We start from the raw sequence: 24,602 nt of genomic DNA, 5'->3' as shown, positions 1-24,602 counted from the left end.
TATGGAAATTGAGATTGAGGATTTTGATATAGCGTTGATTATGTCTGGCGATTATCAGTATCTGGATATGATTCTTGCTAATTGCTACTGTGGTACCTGCGAAGATACAACAACGATTGTTGACTATAAATCTTACCTGGATAACACTAATGATATTATTTTAAAAGGCAAATGCGCTAAGTGTGGTGGTAGTGTTAGGCGGTGCATAGAAACAGGTGCAGATAGAAACAGCATGAAGATTGCCCGCCACATTAAAAATGTTTTAAAAATATCCCGGGATAAAAAGAAATAGAGAATCTCTTTCAGTTAATCATTCTGATAAAGAATCTGCTCATTATCTGGTAATTCTCTTTCCCTTTAATACCATGATTTCAGAACCGTCTGCTAACATAACAGAATCTGGCTGGTTATGGTTTAGAAACGCAAATTCGCTTCCATAGTTCTGTTCAAAATCTACGTCTATTTTAAAATCCTTTAGGGGATAAATTTGCCAACGCGGATGCTCTACACCATATTCTGAAGTTACCTGATTCTTAATTTTAGTGTATCCCCAGTAATGTTCAGTAATAAACTCTTCTTCACTCCCGACCTCAATTTCCCTGGCTGGCAATGAGGCTGTAATTGAAAATTTGTTCCAATCTTCATTTTTCCATATATAATCGACCTCAATTTGATGAGTCTGCTCAAACCAGGCATGTTTCATGGGTAAAGTTTGGTAATTCTCCTTGTATAAGGTGTTGGCTACAAATGTAATGGCAGGTTTTGGAACAAATTCTTTTATAAAAACCACACCTCTTTTCCAAATTTCATTTTCTTTGAACTTAACATAAAACCGAAGATTTACCTCTTCAAAACTGGTATGAAAAGGAATGCTGAGACCTTTCAATCTCACATCAACAAACATGAAGCCCACCAAACTAACAAAATATTTGCCCTTCCAATCATCCAATTCGGTATGTGGAGGCAAATATTCCATTAAAATTTCCTTATCAACAGCATAATTAGCAAATGCCAGTTTACGCCATTCGGCTGAGAGAAAGGTTACTGGTTTACTCAAAATTAAAGGATTGCCTGTCTGATTTTGATCAGTCTGCTTAAAGTTTCTTCCAGCAAATCCAGGTGCAACATATTGGCTCCATCAGATTTGGCGTTAGCAGGATCAGGATGAGTTTCAATAAATAAACCATCTGCGCCAACGGCAATGGCAGCTTTCGCAATGGTTGAAATTAACTCTGGTTTTCCTCCCGTAACACCACTGCTTTGATTGGGTTGTTGAAGTGAGTGTGTACAATCCATTACTACTGGAACGCCAAAGCTTTGCATTTCAGGTAATCCACGATAGTCAACGATTAAATCCTGATAACCAAAGGTGTTTCCCCTATCCGTTAAGATTACTTTGTTATTACCAGCCTCCTGGATTTTTTCCACAGCAAATTTCATCGATCCTGCAGATAAGAATTGTCCTTTTTTTACATTCACTACCTTACCGGTGTGGGCAGCAGCGATTAAAAGATCTGTTTGTCTGCATAAGAACGCAGGAATCTGCAAAACATCAACGTAGGCAGCAGCCATTGCAGCTTCTGCACTTTCATGTATGTCGGTTACAGTTGGTACGCCAAATTCTTTAGCCACTTTTTCTAAAATTTTTAGTGCTTTTTCATCACCGATACCAGTAAATGAACTGCCTTTGCTCCTGTTGGCTTTCCTATATGAACCTTTAAAAATGTAGGGAATTTGAAGTTTATCGGTAATTTTAACAATTTTTTCTGCAATTCTCATTGCGATTTCCTCACCCTCAATTGCGCAAGGTCCAGCCATTAAAAAGAAATTGCCCGAATCTGTATTTTTTAATTTATCTAAGTAGTTAAGCATTTAGGTATGTGCGTAAAATTTGTAAAAAAATGTAAGATGGAATTGCAAATCATATCAGCATTTAAAACTGATGCTATTTGCTTATCAACTTACATTTTAGCTAGTTTCCTAGTTCTGACATGAATTTAATTCTCATCAACTGGATTTCTTCACGGGTATAGTCGGTTTCCCCAAGCTCGTTCAGCGCATCGTCTATAGAATCGCTTTCAGCAGCCCTGAAATAGTCAAATACCTCGTCTTGTCGGTCATCATCTATTACTTCGTCGATAAAATAGTTCAAATTGAGTTTTGTTCCGGAGTTAACAATTGACTCCACTTCTTTAAGAATCTCCTCATAAGTGATGCCTTTGGAATCTGCTATATCTTCGAGACCAATTTGTCTATCAATATTTTGAATAATAGATACTTTCATTTGAGATTTGTTCGCCTGCGTTTTGATAATTAAATCGATAGGGCGCTCAATATCGTTATCCTCTACATATTTCTTAATCAGCTCAATAAATGGACCTCCAAACTTCATTGCTTTTCCAGAACCTACTCCTGATATCTGACGAAGCTCTTCCATCGAAATCGGATAGTGGGTACACATTTCTTCCAATGATGGATCTTGAAATACTACAAAAGGCGGAACATTCTTTTGTTTAGCAATTTTCTTCCGTAAGTCTTTAAGTAATTGTAAAAGCTGGGTATCTAATGCACCTGGCCCCTGCTTCACATCATCATCATCTTCATCAGCACCAGATTCAATTGGCTCATTTAGCACGAATTTTAAGCTATAAGGATTGGTAATAAAGTCTTTTCCCTGTTTGGTAAGCTTTAACAAACCGTAGTTGTCTATATCTTTAAAAAAGAAATTGTTTAGTACGGCCTGGCGCAGGATCGACTTCCACATCAGTTCACCATCTTGTTTGCCGGCACCAAATTCTGGTACTTTACTGTGCTCATAAGCGATGGTTTGTGCAGTCTCCAGTCCTAAGAAAACGTTGAGTAAATGAGCATCGTCAAACTTCTCTCCAGTTTTATCAACAAATTTTAATAGCGTAGACAACTGCTCTTCTGCATCAAATTGTTTCTTAGTTTTTTTGCAATTGTCGCACATGCAGTTGCAACCTGTTTCATTAAAATTCTCTCCAAAGTAATGTAAGATCTGCTTACGTCTGCAAACCGCAGATTCGGCATAATCTATTACTTCCTTTAATATCTGAGTGCCTATCTCGCGTTCTGAAACAGGCTTATCTTTCATAAATTTCGCTAATTTATCTACATCCTTTTGAGAGTAAAAAGCAATGCAAACACCTTCACCACCATCTCTACCTGCACGTCCGGTTTCCTGGTAATATCCTTCCATACTTTTTGGAACGTCATGGTGGATGACAAAACGAACATCGGGTTTATCAATACCCATTCCGAATGCGATTGTAGCCACAATAACTTCAGCATCTTCCATCAGAAATTTATCCTGGGTATCGGCCCTCACTTTGGGGTCTAATCCGGCATGGTACGGAAGTGCTTTAATGCCGTTGAGGTTTAAGGTTTCGGCCACCTCTTCTACTTTCTTCCTGCTTAAGCAATAAATAATTCCAGATTTACCAGTGTTGGACTTAATGTATTTAATGATTTCCTTGGTGATATCCCTTTTAGGGCGGATTTCATAAAATAAGTTTGGACGGTTAAATGATGATTTAAACAAAGTTGCATCGCTCATGCCCAGATTTTTAATGATATCTTGCTGAACTTTAGGCGTTGCGGTAGCGGTTAATGCAATAATCGGAATATTATTACCCAAGCCGCCGATTACTTGTCTTATTTTTCGGTATTCTGGCCTGAAATCATGTCCCCATTCCGAAATACAATGCGCCTCGTCTACGGCAACAAAAGAAATTTTGATCAGATTCAGGAAATCGATATTGTCTTGTTTTGCCAGTGATTCTGGCGCTACATAAAGCAATTTAGTTTGTCCGCTTAAAAGATCGGTTTTAACCTGTGTAATTTCCGATTTGTTAAGCGAAGAATTTAGAAAATGTGCTATGCTGTCATTTCCACCAAATGCTCTTAGCTGATCCACCTGGTTTTTCATTAAAGCAATTAAGGGCGAGATTACAATTGCTGTTCCTTCACTCATTAATGCAGGCAGCTGGTAGCAAATAGACTTCCCCCCGCCCGTTGGCATAATTACAAATGTATTATTGCCTTCTAAAATATTTGTAATGATCGACTCCTGATCACCTTTGAAATTATCAAACCCGAAGAAATTTTGCAGGTTATCAAATAACGACTTTTTCACGTCCATTTTGTGTAATAAAATATGCGATGCTATTTTTGTATCCAAAATAACATAATTTTACAAGAATTTCAAGTATTAACCAGCAATTTTTTTCTCTTTGAAAAGTAAAAAATCAATAATCCAATCAGCCAGAAGCACATTAGCGCTAGAGGCAGCTTCAATTTTAAATGTTGCAGAAAACCTTAACGAAGATTTTGAAAAAGTCGTATCTACTATTTTACAATGTAACGGTCGGGTAATTGTAACTGGAATTGGAAAAAGTGCCATCATCGCGCAAAAAATTGTGGCCACTTTCAATTCTACGGGTACGCCAGCGATATTTATGCATGCCGCTGATGCAATTCATGGTGATTTAGGTATGATTCAGGTGAACGATGTGGTGATTTGTCTTTCTAAAAGTGGAAATACCCCCGAGATTAAAGTGTTAACACCATTGCTTAAAACAGCTGGAAATACTTTGATAGGGATGGTAGGAGAACTTAATTCTTTTTTGGCTGATCAGGCTGATTTGGTTCTTAATACTGCTGTTGAAAAAGAAGCTTGTCCCCACAATCTTGCCCCAACTACCAGTACAACCGCACAGTTGGCCATGGGTGATGCACTTGCGGTATGTTTATTAGAATGCAGAGAATTTAACGAGGCAGATTTTGCACGTTACCATCCTGGCGGATCATTGGGTAAAAAACTGTATTTAAAAGCGAGAGATTTAGCCCTTTCAAATGAAAAACCCTCCATAAAGCCTGATGCTTCAGTAAGAGAAGTATTGATCGAAATTAGCAAAAACCGTTTAGGGGCTGTTGTTGTTATAGACAGCAACGATAGTGTAATCGGTATCATTACTGATGGTGATATTAGGCGAATGTTAGAAAATTATACTGATATTGAGCACTTATCTGCTAAAGATATCATGGGGAAAAATCCTAAAAGTATACAACACGATGCATTGGCAGTTGATGCTTTAGATATTATTAAGCAAAATAACATCACACAATTGTTGGTTTTAGAACAAAATACTTACTTTGGCATCATCCATTTACACGATCTCTTAAATGAGGGTATTGTGTAATTTTTAATTATATAATGAACAAAGATTTTTACGCCCTGATAATGGCTGGCGGCATAGGCAGTCGTTTTTGGCCGGTTAGCCGAACGGATTACCCTAAACAATTTATCGATTTTTTTGGTGTTGGAAAAACACTGATACAGAGTACTTATGATAGATTTTTAAAGATTTGCCGGCCGGAAAATATTTTCATCATAACCAATGAGATTTATACCGAAAAGGTTAAAGAGCAACTTCCGGAATTAAGTGACAATCAAATTCTGGCCGAACCGCTAATGCGAAATACGGCGCCTTGTATTGCTTATGGGAGCCTAAAAATAGCTCAATTGAATCCAGATGCAACGATAGTGGTTGCACCTTCCGATCATACCATAGCTGATCTGGATGGCTTTATTGCTTCAATTAATCAGTCGCTGGAAGCCGCTTCGAAAAACGACTGTTTGATTACGCTTGGAATTAAACCCAACAGACCTGATACGGGTTATGGCTATATTCAGCATACAGAATATGTTTTAAATACCGACCCGGATTTACATAAGGTTAAAACTTTTACAGAGAAACCCAATTTAGATTTAGCCAAATCTTTCATTCAAAGTGGCGACTTCCTGTGGAATGCAGGTATTTTCATCTGGTCAGCGAGATCGATTCTTATGGCTTTTGAGAAACATCTTCCGGATATGTATGAGATCTTTAATCTGGGTAGAAATGAATTGAATACTGCTGGCGAAAAAGATTTTATTAATAATGCATATTTTCAATGTACCAATATCTCTATTGATTTCGGCATCATGGAAAAAGCGGATAATGTATATGTTCTTCCTGCAGATTTCGGCTGGTCTGATTTAGGCACATGGGCCTCTATATACGATATGGCAGAAAAAGATTATGTTGGGAATGCTGTAATTCCTTCGGAGCAAGTAATCATGTTTGATTCTTCTAACTGTATGGTTAATGTCCCTAAAGAGAAGCTTGTGATTCTGAATGGTTTACACGACTATATTGTAGTAGAGAATAACAATATGCTGATGATTTGCCCCAGAGATGAAGAGCAAAAAGTAAAGGAATTTGTTGCAGAAGTTAAATCAAGATTTGGCAACAAATTTATATAACCAATGAAGATATGAGGTGGTTTGAATCTGCAATCACCTCATGTCTTCATCATACTCAAAGCTAAATTAAACAGTTCGCTGTCTAACTGCTTCGTATAAAATTACACCTGCTGCTACAGACACATTTAAAGATTCGATTTTTCCAGCCATTGGAATTTTTGCCAAATGATCCGCTACGCGAAGTAATTCATTTGAAATCCCTTCATCTTCTGATCCCATTACGATTGCAGTTGGTGCAGTATAATCTGGCGAGTAAATTAAATCGTCTGTTTTTTCTGTACAGGCAACGATTTGCAAGCCGCTGTCTTGTAAAAACAGACAGGTTTTATGTAAATTAGCATGTCGACAGATTGGAATATTAAACAAAGCTCCCGCCGAAGTTTTTATGGCATCAGCATTAATCTGTGCTGCATTTTTAAGCGGAACTACAATGGCATGTACACCCACGCAAGCGGCAGTACGGGCAATTGCGCCCATATTCCTCACATCGGTTACACTATCCAGCACTAAAATTAAAGGCACCTCCCCTTTCTCGAAAATAGAAGGAACGATATCTTCGATATTCTGATAAGTAATAGGGGAAATTACAGCGATAACACCCTGATGGTTCTTTTGCGACATTCTGTTCAGTTTTTCAATCGGAACAGAATTGATGGGAATTAAAGTGTCCTTTAAAAGGGCTTTCAACTCCAGGAATAACTCTCCGCTCAGCCCGCGTTGAACATAGATCGTTTCAATATCTCTGGCGGCTTTAACAGCCTCAATTACGGCTCTTATGCCAAATACGAATTCATTATTCTCCTTTACGCGTTGCGGTCTTCTGTGATTATCCATGTATTAAAATTGTTAGGCAAAAGTATTCAAATAAATCTACTACCCATAATCCGGGCCATTGCTTATTAACATTAAATTGTTTAAAAATTTTTGAGTTTTTGAAAACAGCGAAAATTTTAATTGAATTCTGCATCAATTTGTTAACAAAGAGCTAGTAACTTATTAAAACAATCGGGCAAACTTTTGACTACTTTTGTATCTATGAGTATGGAAAACGAACAAGGCGGAAGAGGCAGTATCACATCAAGAAAAGCGAGATTAAGTAATACAGTAAGTTCATTAGGTAAACTCCCTCCTCAGGCATTGGATTTGGAAGAGGCAGTTTTAGGCGCTTTAATGCTTGAAAAAGATGCACTGTCGGCCGTAATCGATATTTTAAAGCCTGAAGTTTTTTATCAGGAATCACATCAGAAGATCTTTGAAGCCATTCATTTGTTATTTCAAAAGTCTAAACCGGTTGATATTTTAACCGTAACAACTGAGCTACGTCAGATGGGCGCACTTGAAATGGTTGGGGGTGCCTACTACATTACCAACTTAACCAATCGTGTAGCCTCTGCAGCGAACATTGAGTTCCACGCCCGTATCATCTCACAAAAATACATCCAACGCGAGTTAATTCGCATTTCAACAGATATCATCAGTAATGCATACGAAGATACCACAGATATTTTCGATTTGCTTGATCATGCAGAAAAAGGACTTTTTGATATTGCCCAGAATAACCTGAGAAGGGATACTCAAAAAATGGATGATATCGTAAAGCAATCATTGGCTACCCTGGAGGAGTTGAGAACCAAGACGGATGGCTTAACAGGTGTTCCAACAGGTTTTACAGGACTTGATCGCATAACAGGTGGTTGGCAGAAACAAGATTTGGTAATCATCGCTGCACGTCCTGCGATGGGAAAAACAGCATTCGTACTAACCTGTGCACGTAATGCAACCGTGGATTTTCAAAAACCCTGTGTAGTGTTCTCTTTGGAGATGTCATCCGTTCAGTTGGTAAATCGTTTGATTGCCGGAGAGGCAGAAATCGAGCAGGAAAAAATCAGAAAGGGTAATTTAGCAGAGTGGGAATGGCAACAACTACACAGTAAAATTGGTCGCTTAACAGAAGCACCGCTATTAATAGATGATACGCCAGCTTTAAATATTTTTGAGTTCAGGGCAAAATGCAGAAGGTTAAAAGCACAATACGATATTCAGTTGGTTATTGTGGATTACCTTCAGTTGATGCATGGTAAAGGCGAAGGAAAAGGTGGTGGTAACCGTGAGCAGGAGATCGGTAGTATCTCAAGGGCGCTTAAATCCGTTGCTAAAGAATTAGATGTTCCGGTACTGGCGCTTTCGCAGTTAAGTCGTGCGGTAGAGAGTAGACCAGGTTTACAAGGTAAAAGGCCGATGTTATCCGATTTACGTGAATCTGGATCTATTGAGCAGGATGCGGATATGGTATTATTCTTGTATCGCCCTGAATACTATGGTATTACCGAAGACGAGCAAGGAAGATCACAGGCAGGTATTGGTGAGGTAATTATCGCCAAGCACCGTAACGGTGAAACGGGTATCGTTCCACTTCGATTTATTGGTAAGTTTGTGAAATTTGCGGATCTGGAAGATGATTTCAGTGCGCCAAATGCTTTCGCAGATGATAGCCCTTCAGCAGGCATGTATCCATCACAAGATTTTGAAAAACAAAGTAATGTAATTATTCGTCCATCCAAAATGGATGATTACAATGATGACGATCCACCGTTTTGATTAAAAGGGCCAGAAATATCAAATTCTGGCCCTTTTTTTTAATGTTTTAGACCACAAGTTTAAGTCATCAAAACACATAATTCATAGCTCCTGATCCACTTAGAACAGATAACCTATCAGTATCCCACCCAGTACAATAACCGGTGGGCTCACCTTAGAAAAATTCAACAGCAAAAAGGTTACTACCATTATTAGTAAGAATAACCAATTAAAACCCATTGGTATAAGTAATAATATAAATGCAGCGATAATAAATCCTACGCTTACTGCATTAATACCTGAGAGGCTATGTCGGATTCTTGATATTTTTTTGAGATCGTCCCAAAAGGGTACAATAAAGAGTACAAGGATGAGACCAGGTAAGTTAATTCCGATCACACCAATTAAACCGCCCAGAATTTGCCCCCAGAAGCCGTAGCCAAAGTTTTTCATGCTCAATGCACCAAGATAGCTGGTAAAGGAGAAAGTTGGGCCTGGAAGCGCCTGTTGAAGCGCAAAGCCTGATAAGAAACCTGAGGCATGCAGGTAATGCTTCATTTCTACAAACTCAGTATACATCAGCGGCACTAAAACCTGCCCCCCGCCAAAAACTAAAATCCCGTTACGGTAAAAATTCTCCAATAAGCGGATGGGTAAACTAAATGGCGAAGTTCTGTTTATTATGGCTCCAACCAAGGCAAATAAAAGCAAAGCACCCAAGAAATAAATTAACTTCCTGGGATTGATATTAGAAAATAATTTAACCCGCAGTTCTGTTTCTTCATTAGGCGTTTCAATGGCTGAGGAGATCATCCCTCCTACTAAAATAGCCAGTGGAAATACGTAGGCATTTTTTAAAACAAAGGTGGCTATAACTGCCCCAATTGCCAGAAAAACAGAGACTTGTGTTTTGAGTACTTTTGTGCCCAGCTTATAAGCGCCATAAGCCACAATCCCTAATGCGATGGGCTGCATATATTCCAAAATATCATTAAACTTTTGCTTCTGATCAAGCATGGCATAGCTAATGGCGGCAAAGGTCATGATGGCTGCAGTTGGAAAGATCCATATCAAAAAAGTTAAAATGGCCAGTTTAAGTTTGCCAACCTTCCAGGCTATTCCAACCAGCGTTTGTGTAGATGCCGGTCCAGGCAAAACCTGGGCAAGAGCGTTTAGTTCAAGAAGTTCTTCTTCTGAGATAAATTTTGTTGACTGAACAAAGTATTTAAGCAATAAAGCTAAATGCGCCTGTGCTCCTCCGAATGATGTAAAAGTAAAAAAAATCACATTTCGTATAAAAAGCAATTGTTTTTTGGCAGAGAGCGGTTTGGTTTGCGTCATTTGCTTAATCGTCTTCGTAATCTAAACCAGATGCACTGTTAAATGCTCCCTGAAGTTCTGAAAAAGCGTGCATATCCCTCTTACTTCTGGCTACTTCCATTCCTTTCTGATAAATGCCAATCGCTTTATCTTTTTCGCCATCCTTTTCATAAAGTTTCCCTAAATGATAGTAAGTTCCTACATAATCAGGATGTTTATCCGTTAGTTGCAGGTAAAAAGAATAAGCCTTTTCTTTATCATTTGTATTGTTATACTCTGTGGCTAAGGCATATAGGATGAAAGGATCATTGGGTTCTGATTCTAAAAACGCTAATAACTTGCTTATACGGGTTGATGACATTTTATTTCCTTGCTTTTTTAATTAAATTTGCAGAAAGACCTTATATATTTTAAACCTAATACATATGAAAATATTAGTTTGTATCAGTAACGTGCCCGACACGACGACAAAAATAACTTTTACCAACGATAATACCGAATTCAATACAGCAGGTGTACAGTATATTGTTAATCCTTATGATGAAATTGCTTTAGCAAGAGCTATTGAGTTAACAGAAGGTGGCAAAGGAACAGTAACCGTAATCAACGTTGGCGAAGCTGCTACTGATCCAACCATAAGAAAAGCACTTGCCATTGGTGCCGATGATGCAGTTCGTGTTAATGCGGCTCCCCGTGATGCTTATTTTGTAGCTAAACAAATCGCAGAATATGCGAAGGACAAGGATTTCAATGTTATTCTAACTGGCCGCGAGTCTATCGATTACAATGGTAATCAGGTAGCTGCAATGATTGGAGAGTTTTTAGATATCCCTTCAATTTCAATTATTAAAAAACTGGATGTTACAGGCGATACTGCTACCGTAGAGCGTGAGATTGAGGGTGGTAAAGAGGTAGTAAACGTATCAGGCAAATTTGTGGCAAGTTGTGCCGAGGGAGTTGCTGAGCCAAAAATCCCGAATATGCGTGGAATTATGAGCGCCAGAACCAAACCTTTAAATGTAGTTGAAGCGGTAGCTATAGACGAAGTAACCAAAGTAACCAAATACGAAACACCAGCACCACGTGGCACGGTTAAACTTATTCCTGCAGATCAGGCTGAGCAGTTAATTGGCTTATTGCACAGCGAGGCTAAAGTGATATAATACTTTTGCTAAATATCAAATCACAGAACAATTAATAAAGGATTTATATGTCGGTGATAATTATTCAAATAGTGGATAATCCCGACTACAAAAAAATAAATATATGTCAGTATTAGTATATGTAGAACAAGCCGGGGGCAAATTCAAAAAATCAGTTTTCGAAGCTGTTTCTTACGCAAAGGCGATTGCAGATCAACAATCTACTAACTTAACCGCAATTTCTATTGGTGATGTTGCAGAAAGCGAACTCAAAGCATTAGGAAACTATGGTGCTTCTAAGGTATTAAATGTAAGCACAGATCAGTTGAGAAGCTTCGTTAATCAGGCTTATGCCAGCGTAATTGCCGCTGCAGCCGAAAAAGAAGGTGCTGATGTAGTGGTTTTATCGAATTCATTTTCGGGTAAAGGCCTTGCTCCCCGTATCGCCGTTAAACTAAAAGCTGGCCTGGCAGATGGAGCCGTAGAGTTACCAAGTACGGATGGAAAGTTTTCAGTAAAGAAAACAGCCTTTTCAGGAAAAGCATTTGCTATTACTGAATTAACTTCAGCGATTAAAGTTATCGCCTTAAATCCAAATGCATTTGGGGTAAAAGAAAATGTAACTGAGGCAAGCATTGAGAATTTCGCAGCAGACATTAAACAATCAGACCTGGGTACTGTTATTAAAGATATTGTTAGGGCTACAGACAAAGTTTCTCTTCCTGATGCAGAATTAGTTGTGTCAGCGGGAAGAGGATTAAAAGGCCCTGAAAACTGGGGAATGATTGAAGAGTTAGCTGGTTTATTAGGTGCTGCCACAGCTTGTTCGAAACCCGTAAGTGATGCCGATTGGAGACCGCATTCAGAACACGTAGGTCAAACAGGTATCGCTATTAGTCCTAATTTGTACATTGCAATAGGTATATCAGGTGCTATTCAGCATTTAGCAGGTGTAAGTTCATCAAAAGTGATCGTTGTAATCAATAAAGATCCGGAAGCACCTTTCTTTAAGGTAGCCGACTATGGTATTGTTGGCGATGCTTTTGAAGTAGTACCAAAATTAATCGAAGCTTTAAAAGCGCACAAAGGATAAATTTGTCATTCTGAGTCTGTTAGATTTTTTTTCAGGCAGACTCAACATGACATCAGCAAATATGAAAAAAGTAAAGCTAGATATTGTAGGTTTATCTTACAGCCAGACGCAATCGGGAGCATATGCTTTGGTTTTAGGTGAAGTAAACGGTAGAAGACGTTTGCCTATCATCATTGGTGCATTTGAAGCCCAGGCTATTGCAATTGAGATTGAAAAGATGACTCCAAGCAGGCCGCTTACGCATGATTTATTTAAATCAATGGCTGAAACCTTTCATATCACAGTGCAGGAAATTATTATATATAACCTGGTAGACGGCGTTTTTTATGCAAAACTAATCTGCAGTGATGGGAAAAACACACATGAAATTGATGCGAGGACATCAGATGCTATTGCTATTGCGGTTCGATTCAATTCTATGATTTATACCTATGAATTTATTCTTGCATCTGCAGGTATCGTTATAGAGGGCAACGATTTCCTTTTCTTAGAGAACATGGATTCTATTGCTAAGGAACCAGATACCGAAAGCGTTGGTGCAGCAAGCACTCAGCAGGGATTTTCAGATCTTTCGCTGGAAGAACTGCAGCAAAAACTTCAGGAAGCAATAGCTGAAGAAGCTTATGAAAAGGCTGCGCGGTTAAGAGATGAATTGAATAAAAGAAATGCTAAATAATTTGATAAAATTGAAAGTAATCAGCTTATTTTTCATCAAAAATCAACAGTTTATACCTTAAAATTATTAGAACCCAAATTGTTTAAAATAATTTGGGTTTATTTTTACGGTATTTTTTCAAATAGTACTATATTCAGCCTTTTACTATAAAAATCAAACTAAACTATTATTATGAATGTTAAGTTTCGCTTAACGCTGATGAGCTTCATGCAATTTTTTGTGTGGGCTGCATGGTTAATCACAATTGCAAACTACTGGTTTGGAACCAAACAATGGGATGGTGCAGATTTTGGAATTATATTCTCCACTATGGGAATCGCATCATTGTTTATGCCTACCCTAACCGGAATTTTGGCAGATAAATGGATAAATGCAGAGAAGCTTTATGGTATACTCCATTTACTTTACGCAATAGTGATGTTTTACTTGCCGCAAGTGAACGATCCACATACTTTCTTTTGGGTGATACTCGTGGCCATGTGTTTCTATATGCCAACCATCGCATTAAGTAATTCGATTAGTTATACCACCTTAAAAAATAGTGAGTTTGATGTAGTTAAAGACTTCCCTCCGATTCGGGTATGGGGTACTATTGGCTTTATTGTAGCCATGTGGATTACCAACTTAACCGGTAATAAGGCTAGTGCAAATCAATTTTATATAGCAGGTATAAGTGCTTTGGCTTTAGGTGTATATTCTTTTACATTACCTGCCTGCAAACCTTCAAATTTAATCAGTGATAGGACAACTTTTATTCAAAAGTTTGGTTTGGAAGCCTTTAAACTATTTTCGGATTATAAAATGGCCCTCTTCTTTATCTTCTCGATGTTTTTAGGTGGCGCTTTACAATTAACCAATGCTTATGGCGATGTATTTCTGGATGAATTTAAAATGTTTCCAAAATATGCGGATTTGTATGTGGTTAAACGTTCAACTTTGATTTTATCTATTTCACAGATATCTGAAACCCTTTTTATTTTAGCCATTCCTTTCTTCTTGAAACGATTCGGAATTAAAAAAGTAATGGTTATTGCGATGACTGCCTGGGTGTTGAGGTTTGGTCTGTTTGCGTTTGGCAACCCGGCGGATGGTTTATGGATGATTGTTTTAAGTTGCATCGTATACGGAATGGCCTTTGATTTTTTTAATATCTCCGGTTCACTATTTGTAGAAACTTCAACTACCCCTAAAACACGTTCTTCTGCACAAGGTTTATTTATGATGATGACCAATGGTTTTGGTGCTGTTTTTGGCAGCCTGGTTTCAGGCTGGATGATCGATAGATTTTTCACTAAAGCATATACCAATATTCAAGCTACAGCTAATCTTGTAGGCGCTCAACCTGATGATAAGCACCTGTTGAGTTTCTTAAGTAATAAAGGTATAACTGTCTTAGCTAATGGCGATTTAAGTCGTGCAATTGATGTAAAAGATTGGCACAGTATCTGGCTTTCTTTCACCATTTACGCTTTGATTATTACCGTACTTTTTGCCTTAATGTTTAAACATAAACATACCCGGGCAGAACAAAAAGCCATTGAAGCCATTAGCCATTAACTTTAAAATATCTTAATTAATCTCCCGATTCCTATGTCAGCAGGTAAATACAGAAAAGACCACAATTGTCTAAATTGTGGTTCGCATGTAGAAAAACATTATTGCAGTGATTGCGGTCAACCTAATCTTGAACTTAAGGAAAGTTTTTGGGGTTTTGTTAGCCACAGTATTGCTCACTATTTCCATTTTGACAACAAATTTTTCCAAACGCTAACACCCCTTCTCACTAAACCCGGGCAGGTAACACTGGATTATCTGGCCGGGAAACGTGCCAGGTATATCAATCCTGTTAGCATGTATATCTTTGTTTCCATTGTATATTTCCTGGTGGTTTATTCGCCGAAGCACGTAGAAAAGGAAACAACTCATGTAAAATCCAATGAAGAAAAACAGGTACTGGATAGTGCCGGCCATGTTTTGAATCGTATTGGCTTTCGTGATTCATCGGCAATTGTGAGCAGGACTAAAAGAAGTATTCAGGAAGGTCTTGATCGCGCTGAATTCAAAAAGATGGGTTTTAAGCAGCAGGAAATAGTTTTAACAGATCTAAAAAAACTTAATAAAGCTAACCGATCTGATTCCTTGAATAAAATTATCTCCAAATTAAGTGTTATTCATGACGAAAGAAATGATAGTACCTATGATGCTTACCTCGCGAGACAAAAAAATCTTCCCTTGTTTCAAAAAGACAATTGGTTTGAGCGCATGATTAAAAAAAGGTCTATCTCCATCGGCGAAAAATCAGAGGTCATACAAGAAACACTGGAGCATAATCGTCCGAAACAGTATTTTTTACTGATGCCCCTGCTGGCTTTCTTTATTATGCTCAATTTCCGGAAAAATCATATCTATTACCTCGATCATTTGATTTTTACCATTCACGGAATGACAGCCTACTTTATTGTTCAGATTTTTACCGCTCCCCTGCTTAAATATGTTTTTGGAGAGCATGGTGTTATGGGGACCCTGATCGAATTGGGTGTACTCATCTGGATTTGCTGGTACATGTATAGTTCATTGAAAGTATTTTATCAACGCAGCCGGAAAAGCATTATCGGTAAAATGATCTGGATTTTGGTGCTATACTGGCTTGCATTTAGCATTACCGAAACGGTGATGATTAACTTGATTTACTATGTAGCGACCTAAGGAAGAACTGAAAAGTTTAAATCTGTCAGGTTGAGCTTGTCGAAACGCCATAAGAATGCGTATTAAGGTCCTTCGACAAGCTCAGGATGACAATTGATGTTTATGATAGATTTCTTTCTGTCAGGTTGAGCCTGTCGAAATGCCATAAGAATGCGTATTAAGATCCCTTCGACAAGCTCAGGATGACAATCGATGTTTATGATGGATTTCTTTCTGTCAGGTTGAGCCTGTCGAAACGCCCTAAGAATACATATTAAGGTCCTTCGACAAGCTCAGGATGACAATTGATGTTTATGATGGATTTCTTTCTGTCAGGTTGAGCCTGTCGAAACACCCTAATAATGCATATTAAGATCCCTTCGAAAAGCTCAGGATGACAATCGATCTTTAATGATAGATCTCCTTTAAATTATTGAGGGTTATTATTTTCTGTCCTTTAGCTCTACGAATTCTCTATCTACTTCGCCAACGTAAATCTGACGAGGACGACCAATAGGTTCTTTGTTTTCTTTCATTTCTTTCCATTGGGCAATCCATCCCGGTAAACGTCCTAGAGCGAATAAAACGGTAAACATTTCTGAAGGAAAGCCTAGTGCTCTGTAAATGATTCCAGAATAGAAATCTACGTTAGGGTAAAGTTTTCTGTCAATGAAGTATTGGTCTGTTAAAGCAGCTTCTTCCAATTTCTTGGCGATTTCTAAAACCGGATCGTCAATCCCTAAATTTTCTAAAATATCGTCACACGCTTTTTTAATAATCTTCGCTCTTGGGTCAAAGTTTTTGTAAACGCGGTGTCCAAAGCCCATCATGCGGAAAGGATCATTCTTATCTTTAGCTTTATTGATCCATTTCTCTGTATCTCCGCCATCTTCTTTAATAAGCTCTAACATTTCAATTACAGCCTGATTGGCACCACCGTGAAGCGGGCCCCACAAAGCAGCGATACCAGCTGAAATAGAAGCATATAGGTTACAGTCAGAAGAACCTACAATACGTACTGTTGATGCTGAACAGTTTTGCTCATGATCCGCATGGAGAATAAGTAATTTATTCATCGCATTTACGACCACTGGATTGACGTCATAGTCTTCCGTACGCTGACCGAAAGTCATCCATAAATAGTTGGTTACGTAATCGTATTTGTTTTTAGGGTAGATTAGCGGATGGCCTAATGATTTTTTATAAATAAAGGCAACAATTGTAGGTAATTTAGCCAACAACTTAATGATGGTTAAATTTTGCTCTTCTGCGGTTTGATTTGGCTTCAAACACTCTGGGTAGAATGTAGAAAGTGAGAAAACCAATGATCCCAACTGCCCCATTGGATGCGATCTTGAAGGATAACCATCAAAGAACTTCTTCATGTCTTCATGAATCAGCGTGTGTTTGCTGATTTCAGCCTGAAAACCCTCCAATTGAGTTTGATTAGGTAAATCACCATAAATTACCAGATAAGCAACTTCTAAAAAGCTTGATTTTTCGGCAAGTTGTTCAATAGAATAACCCCTATATTTTAAAACGCCCTTCTCGCCATCCAGAAAGGTGATTTTACTTTTGGTTGAACCAGTATTTTTAAAACCAGTATCTAAAGTTACAAAACCGGAGGTATCTCTTAACTTCGAAATATCAATGGCTTTTTCATCTTCTGTTCCTGTTATTACTGGCAATTCTATCGTCTTACCATCTACTTTGATCTCTGCAATATCTGACATATTATTGTATTGTGTTTATAGCTTCCTAAATTATATAAAATTAATATTCGTGCATAACAAATCTGTTAATTAAAAATGAAATATTAGTCAAATCGACGTAACAATCATACTTTAATTAATGCTTATTTGGCTTTTATTTCTGCTGTAACGCGACCACATTCCAGCATTTCATCCCCATAATATGGATTTCTGATTTCTTTAGCTGATGATAACCAATCACCTCCATCTCCTTTATTGGCCATTGGACAATGTTGTATATAAACGGTTCCAGTGGCTACATCTGCTGTATTTAACAAGGCAATTAAATCTGAACTCAATACTGTAAAAGCTTCTCTTTGAGTGGAGAGATTAGTTGATGCGGCAATTTTTTTAGCTACTTCAGCAGTAGGCTCGCAGCCTTTATAACTGGCAAGTTCAGGCTGCAACACTGCAGCTGCTTTTTGCGTTGCTAAGGAGTCAGATTTTACCAGGGCATTTTTCAGGTCTTCGTATTTTGAAAAAATTGCATTGATTTTTTCATCCTTCAGCGTAGCTGAGGTAGTATTTACTACCGAATCTTTAACTGTAGTATCACTGGTTTCTGATGATTTTTTGTCTGCTTGACCACAAGCCAATAATGTTGCCAAAATGGCTGTTCCGAATATCCGTTTCATTGTATTTGGTTTTCGGCTCAAAATAGCAATTTTAATATTAAAACCACAAAAAAAGCCCTGCATTTTACAAGGCTTTTTGAAAAAAAATACATGCTTACGACTAAAGCTTAAAATTATAGCCTAATCTTAAGTTAAATTGGCCTGTTTTCATGAAATAAAGGTCAGATGCGCTATTATTTACATAACCTTCGTATTTCACACCCAGTTCTAATCCGTTATTCCATTCGTAACCCAAGCCTCCTGAATAAATAAAGTTCATGTTGGCTCCATCTTCAATGGCTAAACCAGTCCCTGCCTGCGCATTCAGGTACATTCTGTCTACTACAAAAGCTTTTACACCTCCCATCAATGGTATAAATTGAAAATTAAGCGGGCTGTTCTTCCACCTTAATCGGGTATATCCGCCAGATGCAGTCAAAGCTACATCTTTGCTCAAATCGTACTGTAACCTGGCATCCGCTCCATAACCATAGTCCATTTCAGACCCTTTGGTAAATACTCCCCCGTTAACGCCAAAGCCAATCTTAAAGGCCATGCCGTTCGTGGTTGTGCTACTCATGGTTTGAGCATCTGATTGGGTTGCTGTAAAAATCGCTATTACAGTTGCTGCACCAGCGAAGAGTTTAGTAATTGTTTTCATGTTAGGTGATTTAATTATCAATTTTTGGATTTAATTGATTTACGTAATTAAATACCTGAACAGATTTTAAATTTTCAAATTTTTCAGAATTTATAAGAATAAAAAAAAGTCTTCAATTGCTTGAAGACTTCTCTTTTTTATTTTTTTTTTCGGTTTACAGACCGAATCCGTAAGCTATACGCAGACCGAAGAAGCCTGTGCTTGTTCCATTTTGTGCTAAGCCTTCATATTTCACACCTAAATCAAGGCCGCTACTCCATGCATAACCAAGCGCTGGTGAATAAACAAAAGAAGTTCCGGCGCCATCATTGGTACCAAATCCGGCACCTAATTCTGCTAAGCCATAAACACCTGATCCTGAATCGTCAAAAAAGTATTTAGCACCTACTTTTACAGGAATATAGCCATAATCCACACCTTCATAGGTTACATTGCCAATGGTGTAATCTTTTGCAAACAAGCGGGTGTAACCTGCTGTTACGGGGATTGATAATTGTTTATCTACATCGAACTGGTAACGTAAATCAGCACCTGCTGCAAATTTGTAAGCATCACTTGTTGGTATACCTGCGGTTAGGCCTATTCCTAATTTTTGTGATTGAGCATTAGCATTCGTCGTAAAGAATAAAGCTACTGCAGCTGCTGAAGTAGCCAGAATTTTAGTAATTGTTTTCATTTTAAGGATTGATTTTGAGTTAAACTAATACACTCCAACAATTACAAAGGTTGTGCCAAAAACGGCTTTTTCATATGTAAAAACCACTTTTTTAGCTAAAAACAAGTCAAAATTCAATAAAAAATCCTTTATAAAACCTTTTCTAAAATCAGCTGTTTTAAATGGTTGGTTTCCGCTCTCGCATTTAGCCAAACGATATCAACACCGTCCTTTTCCATTTTTCTAAAAAAGGTATTTTGCCGCTTGGCATATTGGCATATAGCAATTCCCAATTTTTCCTTCAGTTCGGCTTTGCTTAATAATCCTGCTAAATAGTTAACAATAAATTTATATTCCAAACCATAAAACACTAACATTTCGGGGTCAATACCCGATTTAATTAATTGTTCCACTTCCTCAATCATTCCGGCATCCAGCCTTTCCGACAGCCTATGGAGAATATTTTCCCTGGTTTGTGCCACTTCATTCTTAAGACCAAATATTATAGGTTTAATAGCAGGTCTTTCTACAGCTGGAATTTCATTGTATTTTAAATATTCTGCAATTTCAATAGCCCTAATAAGGCGTTTTTTAGAATGTAGATCTACATAGGCAGTATTTGGATAATCCAGTAGTTTGATCATTAATGCGTCCTTTTCCAAAACGTCAAGCTGGCTCCTTAGTTCGGAATTAACAGGAACAGCAGTATAGGTCTGATTCTGGAGGATACTATGAATATATAATCCAGTACCCCCACATAGTATTGGAACTTTTTGCTTACTGCTAAGGGTTTCAAAAACCTCAAAGAAATCATTTTTAAAAGCATCTACATGATATCGATCTCCAGCATCTAGAATATCAATTAAATGATAGGGGATTTTTCTTCCAGCAAGCGCATATTCATTAAGGTCTTTACCGGTACCGATATCCATTCCTCTGAATATTTGCCTGCTATCTGCACTGATAATCTCCGTATCAAGCGCAGCAGCAACTTCTACGGCAAGTTTTGTTTTGCCGGATGCTGTTGCACCTAAAATAACAATCAGATTATAATTTTGCATATCAGAATTTTAAGATAAATTTTAAACTTCCGGTATTGAATACTTTGGGATTAATACTATGATTTGCTTCTTTTTCCAAAGAACGCTGAAAATTCTCATCGAGATTGAAATATTGCGGTTTAAGTATGTCTGTTTGCTTAAACCCTAGCCGAAAATAAGCATTACCAGCAGACCAATCATTGTCTGAATAAGTCATAATGTCTTGAGGCTTAAATTCCGCTTCAAATGCTGAGATTAACTTGCTCAAGCCTCCCGTAACGGAATATCCTGCTTTTACTGCAAATCTGATTAGCTCTGCTGATCTATAACTTTCGGAGTAGCTCATCTTTCTGAGGCCAGAAAAGCTAGCAACAGCTACTAATTCATCTCCTAAAAATAGTCCCATTTTATATCGGGCAGTTACTGTTCCTTGAAGGTGATTTGTGTTTAGGAACACATCAGCTATTGGTTTACTTATTCTTTTAACTGCTGTTTTTCTACCGTGAATGCGTTTGTTACTACCAAGCAGCGATTGAATCCTGGCTAAAACTTGTTCTGGCCTGCTCAACCAAACATCTTCCCAGAGGTGTACCAGTTTAACATTTTGTATTTGATAAGCTTGTTGGATCGCTAATAAATCATCCGGGGAAAATGGGTTTATGATATCTATTAAGCTTAAGGCCAACTCATTTCCAACCTTAAGTATCTTAATTTTGCCTGACAAAGAAAAATGAGATGATATGCCTATTTGCTCCAGCATTATGCATAACGGATTATACCAATTCTCTTTAATTGTTTCTCTGGTTAAGGTATTCAATGATATGGTGCTAAAATGTCGTTTAAAACGCAAATTTAGCTATCCAAACTTAAATCCATTCTTTTTCTTTAAAATGTGTATGAATAATCTCGGTGAAGACTTCAACTTCTTTAAGATCAGCATCTGTTAGTGCGTCAAATTGAAAACCTTGATTATTGGGGCCAAAATCATTGAGTTCATGCCTTGAGGTTTCAAATTCTACTGTATTAAGTTTTACTTCCACCTGGCTTCCGTTGATATATACTCCGATAAAAAAACGTTCAGTAATTTTTTTTCCCTCCACCTCGATGTTTTTTTCACTATAAAGGTCATATCCAGTTTCTGAATTTTCATGAACCGTATATCCACGTGAAGCATAAGGTTGAATGCTTGCTCTAATGGTTTGAAAAATTTCTACAAGATCAGTTTTCATAATGGCAATAGGTTTAAAGATAAACACGGGATGGCCATTATTGTTTAATAATTATTCCACCATTTTTCGATTGGTAAGTGCTTATCTAAAACAATTGTTTCACCTAATTTAGGCGTAGCAATAACCTGATTAAGGTTCTTCGCAGCTACCACTACCCTTTCTACCGGTTCGTTCCATGGGTGCATGGCCAAACTGAATTTCCCCCAGTGAACGGGTAGTAGAACCCTGGCTTTTAGATCAATAGCGGCTTGTACAGTTTGTTCGGGAAACATATGTATAAAAGGCCAGTAATGATTATATTGTCCGCATTCCAGGATAGCCAGATCAAATGGGCCATATTCCTGACCAATTTGGGTAAAATGGGTGTCGTAACCAGAATCTCCTCCTAAAAATATTTTCTTATCTGATGCTTGCAGGATAAAGGCAGACCATAAAGTTTGATTACGTTTAAACTTCCTACCTGTAAAATGCCTGGCAGGTACCGCAGTTAAAGAAAGTCCGGGAGCTAACTCTGCTGATTGATTCCAGGATAATTCAGTAATTTTCTTCGCACTTATGCCCCATTTTTCTAAATGCGCACCGACGCCTAAGGAAGTTACGATTTGACTGGTTTTAGGTGAAATTTTTAAAATACTTGGATAGTCAAGGTGATCATAGTGGTCGTGCGTAATGACTAAAACATCTATATTTTCAAATTCTTCGGCATGAACAAAATCTGTACCCTTAAAAGCTTTACCTCCAATAAAAGAAAATGGGGAGGGTGTTTTGCTAAAAACCGGATCAACTAAGATCCTGTAGCCGTTAACTTTAATAAGATAAGAAGAATGGCCAAACCAAATGATTTCCGTTTCGTTAGCTTTTGAATTTAGATCGGGTTTGATGTATGGGAGCGCATTAATTGGCGATTTATCCGGATGTTTTCCGAAAAGAAATTCTTTTAAAACATTAAAGAATGACACACCTTCAGGTTGCATTGGCGTAAACGAAAGATTCTGCAGTGAACCATCTTTATAGTTTGGTTGTTGTTTAATCGTTACCAGTCTAAATCCTTTTGGCAAACTGCCAAATACCGGAAGACTTGTGATGACAATGAACAGAACGATGAAAAGAATCACGATATACAGTGTAGTAATCATATTTTTAGTTTAAAGAAACTAAAGTATGGATATACCACCTGAATTGTGTTAGCCGTGTGTAAATAAAAAAGTGCCTTCGATTACCCGAAGACACTCCTATTCAACTCAACCAATTTATTTTAACAACCACATCATTTGATTGTTATCATCTGATCCGGCATATTGACTAGCTACTGCGGCAGCAAGATTGGCGCTGTTATAATTTAATTCATTTGATGGATAAAGCCATCTTAAAGGAAAATTACCAGAAGGTGTATTTAAATTTGTAGCAGTATTAAGTACAAACACAGGATAACCTGTTCTTCTGTTTTCGAACCAGGATTGATACTTACTTCCCTGTAAAAAATTAGCTAAATATTTTTGTGTGATGATTTGCTGAATCTGGTTTTCAGTAGATCCGGTTAAAGCTACTGCACCAGTAGTGGGATAGACATTGATGTATGCGGCCTCCATTTTCATATTGTGATGATAGTCAGCTAAATCGGGTGTGTTTTTTACAATGAAGTTCATGGAGTTGGTAATGCCGGCTGCATAATAAGTTTGCGCAGTTGTGCCAGATATCCAACCCCTAACAGTTGCCTCAGCCAAAATAAATTGTAAATCCCAATAGCTAAACACACTTACCGGTTCTGCATTAACCAATTGAACATACCTGTTGTTGATATCCGAGTAATCTTTACCTACACGCATGGTTTGTAACGTTGAGAAAGCTGTTGATGGCTCTGCTCCTACATATGCATTGTAATCCGATTCAGATAAACCACCAGTAACTTTAACCGGAGATGGTTTTGCATAATAAAACAATCTTCTATCTTGTAAAGCTTTCAATGGGTTAATTAATGTAGTACTTAACATGGTATAGTTCGATTTTACGAATGAATTACCAGATCCGGCAGGAACATCACTCCATGGATAATTCTGCCCGGCTGTAGCATTGTAGGCCAGTGCAAAGTTGTCGTTGTAATCACGCATTAAGGGTCGGTTGGCTACTATATCTTTAAAACGGTCAATCACTTTTAAATCAGCATCAGCAGTTTTTTTGAATAAATTAATGAGTACATGCAATTCAAAACTGTTAACTAAACGTCTCCACTTATCAGTATTTCCTGCAAAAATCACATCCCCTTCAAAGGTACTTCCAGCTGCAAAAAGCGTATTCGCCTGATCCAATTCATTCAATATACCCAGGAAAACTGTCTTTTGCGTATCGTATTTAGGTTGTAAAATCCCTTCTGTTTCTCCTTTTACGGCATCTGTATAAGGAATATCACCCACCTGAATGGTTGTGTGATAGAATTGCCATGCGCGTATAAAATGACCCAATGCCTCATAAGATTTCTTTAAACCGTCATTAGTGGCATAATTAATCATAGGAGTTACATTACGCAACAGGGTTATTCTGTTAAAATCAGTTCTTCCCAAATTATTGTATTGAAGTCCTTCCTGCCCTTCACCCCAGGTTAAATATTTCCCCAATAAAAAGGGTTGCATAAAACCTTTTGTAGACGCAATGTCGCTTCTGGTAATATTCAAAATCATCGAAGTGGCCAGCATCGCCGCATTTACCTGTGTAGTTGCATTTGGATTGGTATTAATGTCATCATATTTCTTGCAACCGTTGGTTAATATTGCCATGAGGGGCAAAATCAACATATATTTTAAAATCTTAGTTTTCATAAAAATCTTGTTATTTAA

At 37.8% G+C, this 24,602-nt stretch carries 24 protein-coding genes; 9 read left to right on the top strand and 15 right to left on the bottom strand.

Annotated features, from left to right (window positions below):
- Window position 1: 1 nt before the first annotated feature.
- A complete protein-coding gene (locus tag ACQY77_RS01720) occupies window positions 2-292 on the top strand; it encodes a hypothetical protein (RefSeq protein WP_421939716.1) in 291 nt (96 codons plus the stop codon).
- Between the two features lie 42 nt (window positions 293-334).
- On the opposite strand, the gene ACQY77_RS01715 is transcribed toward ACQY77_RS01720, so the two are convergent.
- From ACQY77_RS01715 to recQ, 3 genes are all read right to left on the bottom strand, one after another.
- On the bottom strand, window positions 335-1,057 hold the full coding sequence (locus ACQY77_RS01715; protein ID WP_421939717.1) for a YqjF family protein: 723 nt from the start codon (window positions 1,055-1,057) through the stop codon (window positions 335-337).
- Between the two features lie 2 nt (window positions 1,058-1,059).
- On the bottom strand, window positions 1,060-1,872 hold the full coding sequence (gene kdsA / locus ACQY77_RS01710; protein ID WP_421939718.1) for a 3-deoxy-8-phosphooctulonate synthase: 813 nt from the start codon (window positions 1,870-1,872) through the stop codon (window positions 1,060-1,062).
- A gap of 100 nt (window positions 1,873-1,972) precedes the next feature.
- On the bottom strand, window positions 1,973-4,162 hold the full coding sequence (gene recQ, locus ACQY77_RS01705) for a DNA helicase RecQ (protein ID WP_421942400.1): 2,190 nt from the start codon (window positions 4,160-4,162) through the stop codon (window positions 1,973-1,975).
- Between the two features lie 91 nt (window positions 4,163-4,253).
- On the opposite strand from recQ, the gene ACQY77_RS01700 reads away from it, so the two are divergent.
- Both ACQY77_RS01700 and ACQY77_RS01695 read left to right on the top strand, forming a co-directional pair.
- Window positions 4,254-5,222 (top strand): KpsF/GutQ family sugar-phosphate isomerase, encoded by a 969-nt coding sequence (locus ACQY77_RS01700; RefSeq protein WP_421939719.1) that lies wholly within the window; start codon window positions 4,254-4,256, stop codon window positions 5,220-5,222.
- Between the two features lie 14 nt (window positions 5,223-5,236).
- Window positions 5,237-6,328: a mannose-1-phosphate guanylyltransferase gene (locus tag ACQY77_RS01695; RefSeq protein WP_421939720.1), complete on the top strand. Its 1,092-nt coding sequence runs from the start codon at window positions 5,237-5,239 to the stop codon at window positions 6,326-6,328.
- A gap of 66 nt (window positions 6,329-6,394) precedes the next feature.
- Here ACQY77_RS01695 and rlmB read toward each other — a convergent pair whose 3' ends face one another.
- Window positions 6,395-7,162, bottom strand: a complete 768-nt coding sequence (rlmB, locus tag ACQY77_RS01690) for a 23S rRNA (guanosine(2251)-2'-O)-methyltransferase RlmB (protein WP_421939721.1) — start codon at window positions 7,160-7,162, stop codon at window positions 6,395-6,397.
- Window positions 7,163-7,363: 201 nt separating this feature from the next.
- Between rlmB and dnaB the strand changes: the two genes are divergently transcribed.
- The gene (gene dnaB / locus ACQY77_RS01685) at window positions 7,364-8,926 is read left to right on the top strand and encodes a replicative DNA helicase (RefSeq protein WP_421939722.1); all 1,563 of its coding nucleotides are present in this window, start codon (window positions 7,364-7,366) and stop codon (window positions 8,924-8,926) included.
- A gap of 99 nt (window positions 8,927-9,025) precedes the next feature.
- On the opposite strand, the gene chrA is transcribed toward dnaB, so the two are convergent.
- Together chrA and ACQY77_RS01675 are read right to left on the bottom strand one after the other, a co-directional pair.
- Complete coding sequence (gene chrA, locus ACQY77_RS01680) at window positions 9,026-10,246, bottom strand: chromate efflux transporter (protein ID WP_421939723.1); 1,221 nt, start codon at window positions 10,244-10,246, stop codon at window positions 9,026-9,028.
- A 4-nt stretch (window positions 10,247-10,250) separates the two neighbouring features.
- A complete protein-coding gene (locus ACQY77_RS01675) occupies window positions 10,251-10,586 on the bottom strand; it encodes a tetratricopeptide repeat protein (protein WP_421939724.1) in 336 nt (111 codons plus the stop codon).
- A 64-nt stretch (window positions 10,587-10,650) separates the two neighbouring features.
- On the opposite strand from ACQY77_RS01675, the gene ACQY77_RS01670 reads away from it, so the two are divergent.
- From ACQY77_RS01670 to ACQY77_RS01650, 5 genes are all read left to right on the top strand, one after another.
- Window positions 10,651-11,388, top strand: coding sequence for an electron transfer flavoprotein subunit beta/FixA family protein (locus ACQY77_RS01670; RefSeq protein ID WP_421939725.1), 738 nt, complete (start codon window positions 10,651-10,653; stop codon window positions 11,386-11,388).
- A 103-nt stretch (window positions 11,389-11,491) separates the two neighbouring features.
- Entirely contained in the window at window positions 11,492-12,460 is a 969-nt protein-coding gene (locus ACQY77_RS01665) for an electron transfer flavoprotein subunit alpha/FixB family protein (RefSeq protein WP_421939726.1), read from the top strand.
- A gap of 61 nt (window positions 12,461-12,521) precedes the next feature.
- Window positions 12,522-13,136, top strand: a complete 615-nt coding sequence (locus ACQY77_RS01660) for a bifunctional nuclease domain-containing protein (RefSeq protein ID WP_421939727.1) — start codon at window positions 12,522-12,524, stop codon at window positions 13,134-13,136.
- A gap of 171 nt (window positions 13,137-13,307) precedes the next feature.
- A complete protein-coding gene (locus tag ACQY77_RS01655; RefSeq protein WP_421939728.1) occupies window positions 13,308-14,693 on the top strand; it encodes a nucleoside permease in 1,386 nt (461 codons plus the stop codon).
- Between the two features lie 33 nt (window positions 14,694-14,726).
- The gene (locus ACQY77_RS01650; protein ID WP_421939729.1) at window positions 14,727-15,842 is read left to right on the top strand and encodes a DUF3667 domain-containing protein; all 1,116 of its coding nucleotides are present in this window, start codon (window positions 14,727-14,729) and stop codon (window positions 15,840-15,842) included.
- A 422-nt stretch (window positions 15,843-16,264) separates the two neighbouring features.
- Here ACQY77_RS01650 and ACQY77_RS01645 read toward each other — a convergent pair whose 3' ends face one another.
- The 9 genes from ACQY77_RS01645 to ACQY77_RS01605 all read right to left on the bottom strand — a co-directional run bounded on the left by ACQY77_RS01645 (window position 16,265) and on the right by ACQY77_RS01605 (window position 24,584).
- The gene (locus ACQY77_RS01645) at window positions 16,265-17,554 is read right to left on the bottom strand and encodes a citrate synthase (protein WP_421939730.1); all 1,290 of its coding nucleotides are present in this window, start codon (window positions 17,552-17,554) and stop codon (window positions 16,265-16,267) included.
- A 122-nt stretch (window positions 17,555-17,676) separates the two neighbouring features.
- Window positions 17,677-18,207, bottom strand: coding sequence for a DUF3347 domain-containing protein (locus ACQY77_RS01640; protein WP_421939731.1), 531 nt, complete (start codon window positions 18,205-18,207; stop codon window positions 17,677-17,679).
- A gap of 100 nt (window positions 18,208-18,307) precedes the next feature.
- Window positions 18,308-18,847, bottom strand: a complete 540-nt coding sequence (locus tag ACQY77_RS01635; protein ID WP_421939732.1) for a hypothetical protein — start codon at window positions 18,845-18,847, stop codon at window positions 18,308-18,310.
- A gap of 154 nt (window positions 18,848-19,001) precedes the next feature.
- A complete protein-coding gene (locus ACQY77_RS01630; RefSeq protein WP_421939733.1) occupies window positions 19,002-19,523 on the bottom strand; it encodes a hypothetical protein in 522 nt (173 codons plus the stop codon).
- A 128-nt stretch (window positions 19,524-19,651) separates the two neighbouring features.
- Complete coding sequence (miaA, locus tag ACQY77_RS01625; protein WP_421939734.1) at window positions 19,652-20,563, bottom strand: tRNA (adenosine(37)-N6)-dimethylallyltransferase MiaA; 912 nt, start codon at window positions 20,561-20,563, stop codon at window positions 19,652-19,654.
- 1 nt (window position 20,564) lies between these two features.
- Entirely contained in the window at window positions 20,565-21,359 is a 795-nt protein-coding gene (locus ACQY77_RS01620) for a hypothetical protein (protein WP_421939735.1), read from the bottom strand.
- 49 nt (window positions 21,360-21,408) lie between these two features.
- Complete coding sequence (locus ACQY77_RS01615; protein ID WP_421939736.1) at window positions 21,409-21,771, bottom strand: hypothetical protein; 363 nt, start codon at window positions 21,769-21,771, stop codon at window positions 21,409-21,411.
- A gap of 44 nt (window positions 21,772-21,815) precedes the next feature.
- Window positions 21,816-22,907: an MBL fold metallo-hydrolase gene (locus ACQY77_RS01610; RefSeq protein ID WP_421939737.1), complete on the bottom strand. Its 1,092-nt coding sequence runs from the start codon at window positions 22,905-22,907 to the stop codon at window positions 21,816-21,818.
- 114 nt (window positions 22,908-23,021) lie between these two features.
- Window positions 23,022-24,584, bottom strand: a complete 1,563-nt coding sequence (locus ACQY77_RS01605) for a SusD/RagB family nutrient-binding outer membrane lipoprotein (protein WP_421939738.1) — start codon at window positions 24,582-24,584, stop codon at window positions 23,022-23,024.
- Window positions 24,585-24,602 lie beyond the last annotated feature (18 nt).

This window comes from Pedobacter sp. (assembly GCF_965279535.1).
Lineage (GTDB): Bacteria > Bacteroidota > Bacteroidia > Sphingobacteriales > Sphingobacteriaceae > Pedobacter.
Note: the sequence above shows the minus strand (reverse complement) of the source record. Positions and strands in the feature narration are given on the sequence as shown.

What these genes read in the sequence shown, in the direction of transcription:
- ACQY77_RS01720 (WP_421939716.1), top strand. Translation starts at nt 2, where the DNA reads ATGGAAATTGAGATTGAGGATTTTGATATAGCGTTGATTATGTCTGGC.
- kdsA (WP_421939718.1), bottom strand. Translation starts at nt 1,872, where the DNA reads ATGCTTAACTACTTAGATAAATTAAAAAATACAGATTCGGGCAATTTC.
- recQ (WP_421942400.1), bottom strand. Translation starts at nt 4,162, where the DNA reads ATGGACGTGAAAAAGTCGTTATTTGATAACCTGCAAAATTTCTTCGGG.
- ACQY77_RS01695 (WP_421939720.1), top strand. Translation starts at nt 5,237, where the DNA reads ATGAACAAAGATTTTTACGCCCTGATAATGGCTGGCGGCATAGGCAGT.
- rlmB (WP_421939721.1), bottom strand. Translation starts at nt 7,162, where the DNA reads ATGGATAATCACAGAAGACCGCAACGCGTAAAGGAGAATAATGAATTC.
- dnaB (WP_421939722.1), top strand. Translation starts at nt 7,364, where the DNA reads ATGAGTATGGAAAACGAACAAGGCGGAAGAGGCAGTATCACATCAAGA.
- chrA (WP_421939723.1), bottom strand. Translation starts at nt 10,246, where the DNA reads ATGACGCAAACCAAACCGCTCTCTGCCAAAAAACAATTGCTTTTTATA.
- ACQY77_RS01675 (WP_421939724.1), bottom strand. Translation starts at nt 10,586, where the DNA reads ATGTCATCAACCCGTATAAGCAAGTTATTAGCGTTTTTAGAATCAGAA.
- ACQY77_RS01670 (WP_421939725.1), top strand. Translation starts at nt 10,651, where the DNA reads ATGAAAATATTAGTTTGTATCAGTAACGTGCCCGACACGACGACAAAA.
- ACQY77_RS01665 (WP_421939726.1), top strand. Translation starts at nt 11,492, where the DNA reads ATGTCAGTATTAGTATATGTAGAACAAGCCGGGGGCAAATTCAAAAAA.
- ACQY77_RS01660 (WP_421939727.1), top strand. Translation starts at nt 12,522, where the DNA reads ATGAAAAAAGTAAAGCTAGATATTGTAGGTTTATCTTACAGCCAGACG.
- ACQY77_RS01655 (WP_421939728.1), top strand. Translation starts at nt 13,308, where the DNA reads ATGAATGTTAAGTTTCGCTTAACGCTGATGAGCTTCATGCAATTTTTT.
- ACQY77_RS01650 (WP_421939729.1), top strand. Translation starts at nt 14,727, where the DNA reads ATGTCAGCAGGTAAATACAGAAAAGACCACAATTGTCTAAATTGTGGT.
- ACQY77_RS01645 (WP_421939730.1), bottom strand. Translation starts at nt 17,554, where the DNA reads ATGTCAGATATTGCAGAGATCAAAGTAGATGGTAAGACGATAGAATTG.
- ACQY77_RS01640 (WP_421939731.1), bottom strand. Translation starts at nt 18,207, where the DNA reads ATGAAACGGATATTCGGAACAGCCATTTTGGCAACATTATTGGCTTGT.
- ACQY77_RS01635 (WP_421939732.1), bottom strand. Translation starts at nt 18,847, where the DNA reads ATGAAAACAATTACTAAACTCTTCGCTGGTGCAGCAACTGTAATAGCG.
- ACQY77_RS01630 (WP_421939733.1), bottom strand. Translation starts at nt 19,523, where the DNA reads ATGAAAACAATTACTAAAATTCTGGCTACTTCAGCAGCTGCAGTAGCT.
- miaA (WP_421939734.1), bottom strand. Translation starts at nt 20,563, where the DNA reads ATGCAAAATTATAATCTGATTGTTATTTTAGGTGCAACAGCATCCGGC.
- ACQY77_RS01615 (WP_421939736.1), bottom strand. Translation starts at nt 21,771, where the DNA reads ATGAAAACTGATCTTGTAGAAATTTTTCAAACCATTAGAGCAAGCATT.
- ACQY77_RS01610 (WP_421939737.1), bottom strand. Translation starts at nt 22,907, where the DNA reads ATGATTACTACACTGTATATCGTGATTCTTTTCATCGTTCTGTTCATT.
- ACQY77_RS01605 (WP_421939738.1), bottom strand. Translation starts at nt 24,584, where the DNA reads ATGAAAACTAAGATTTTAAAATATATGTTGATTTTGCCCCTCATGGCA.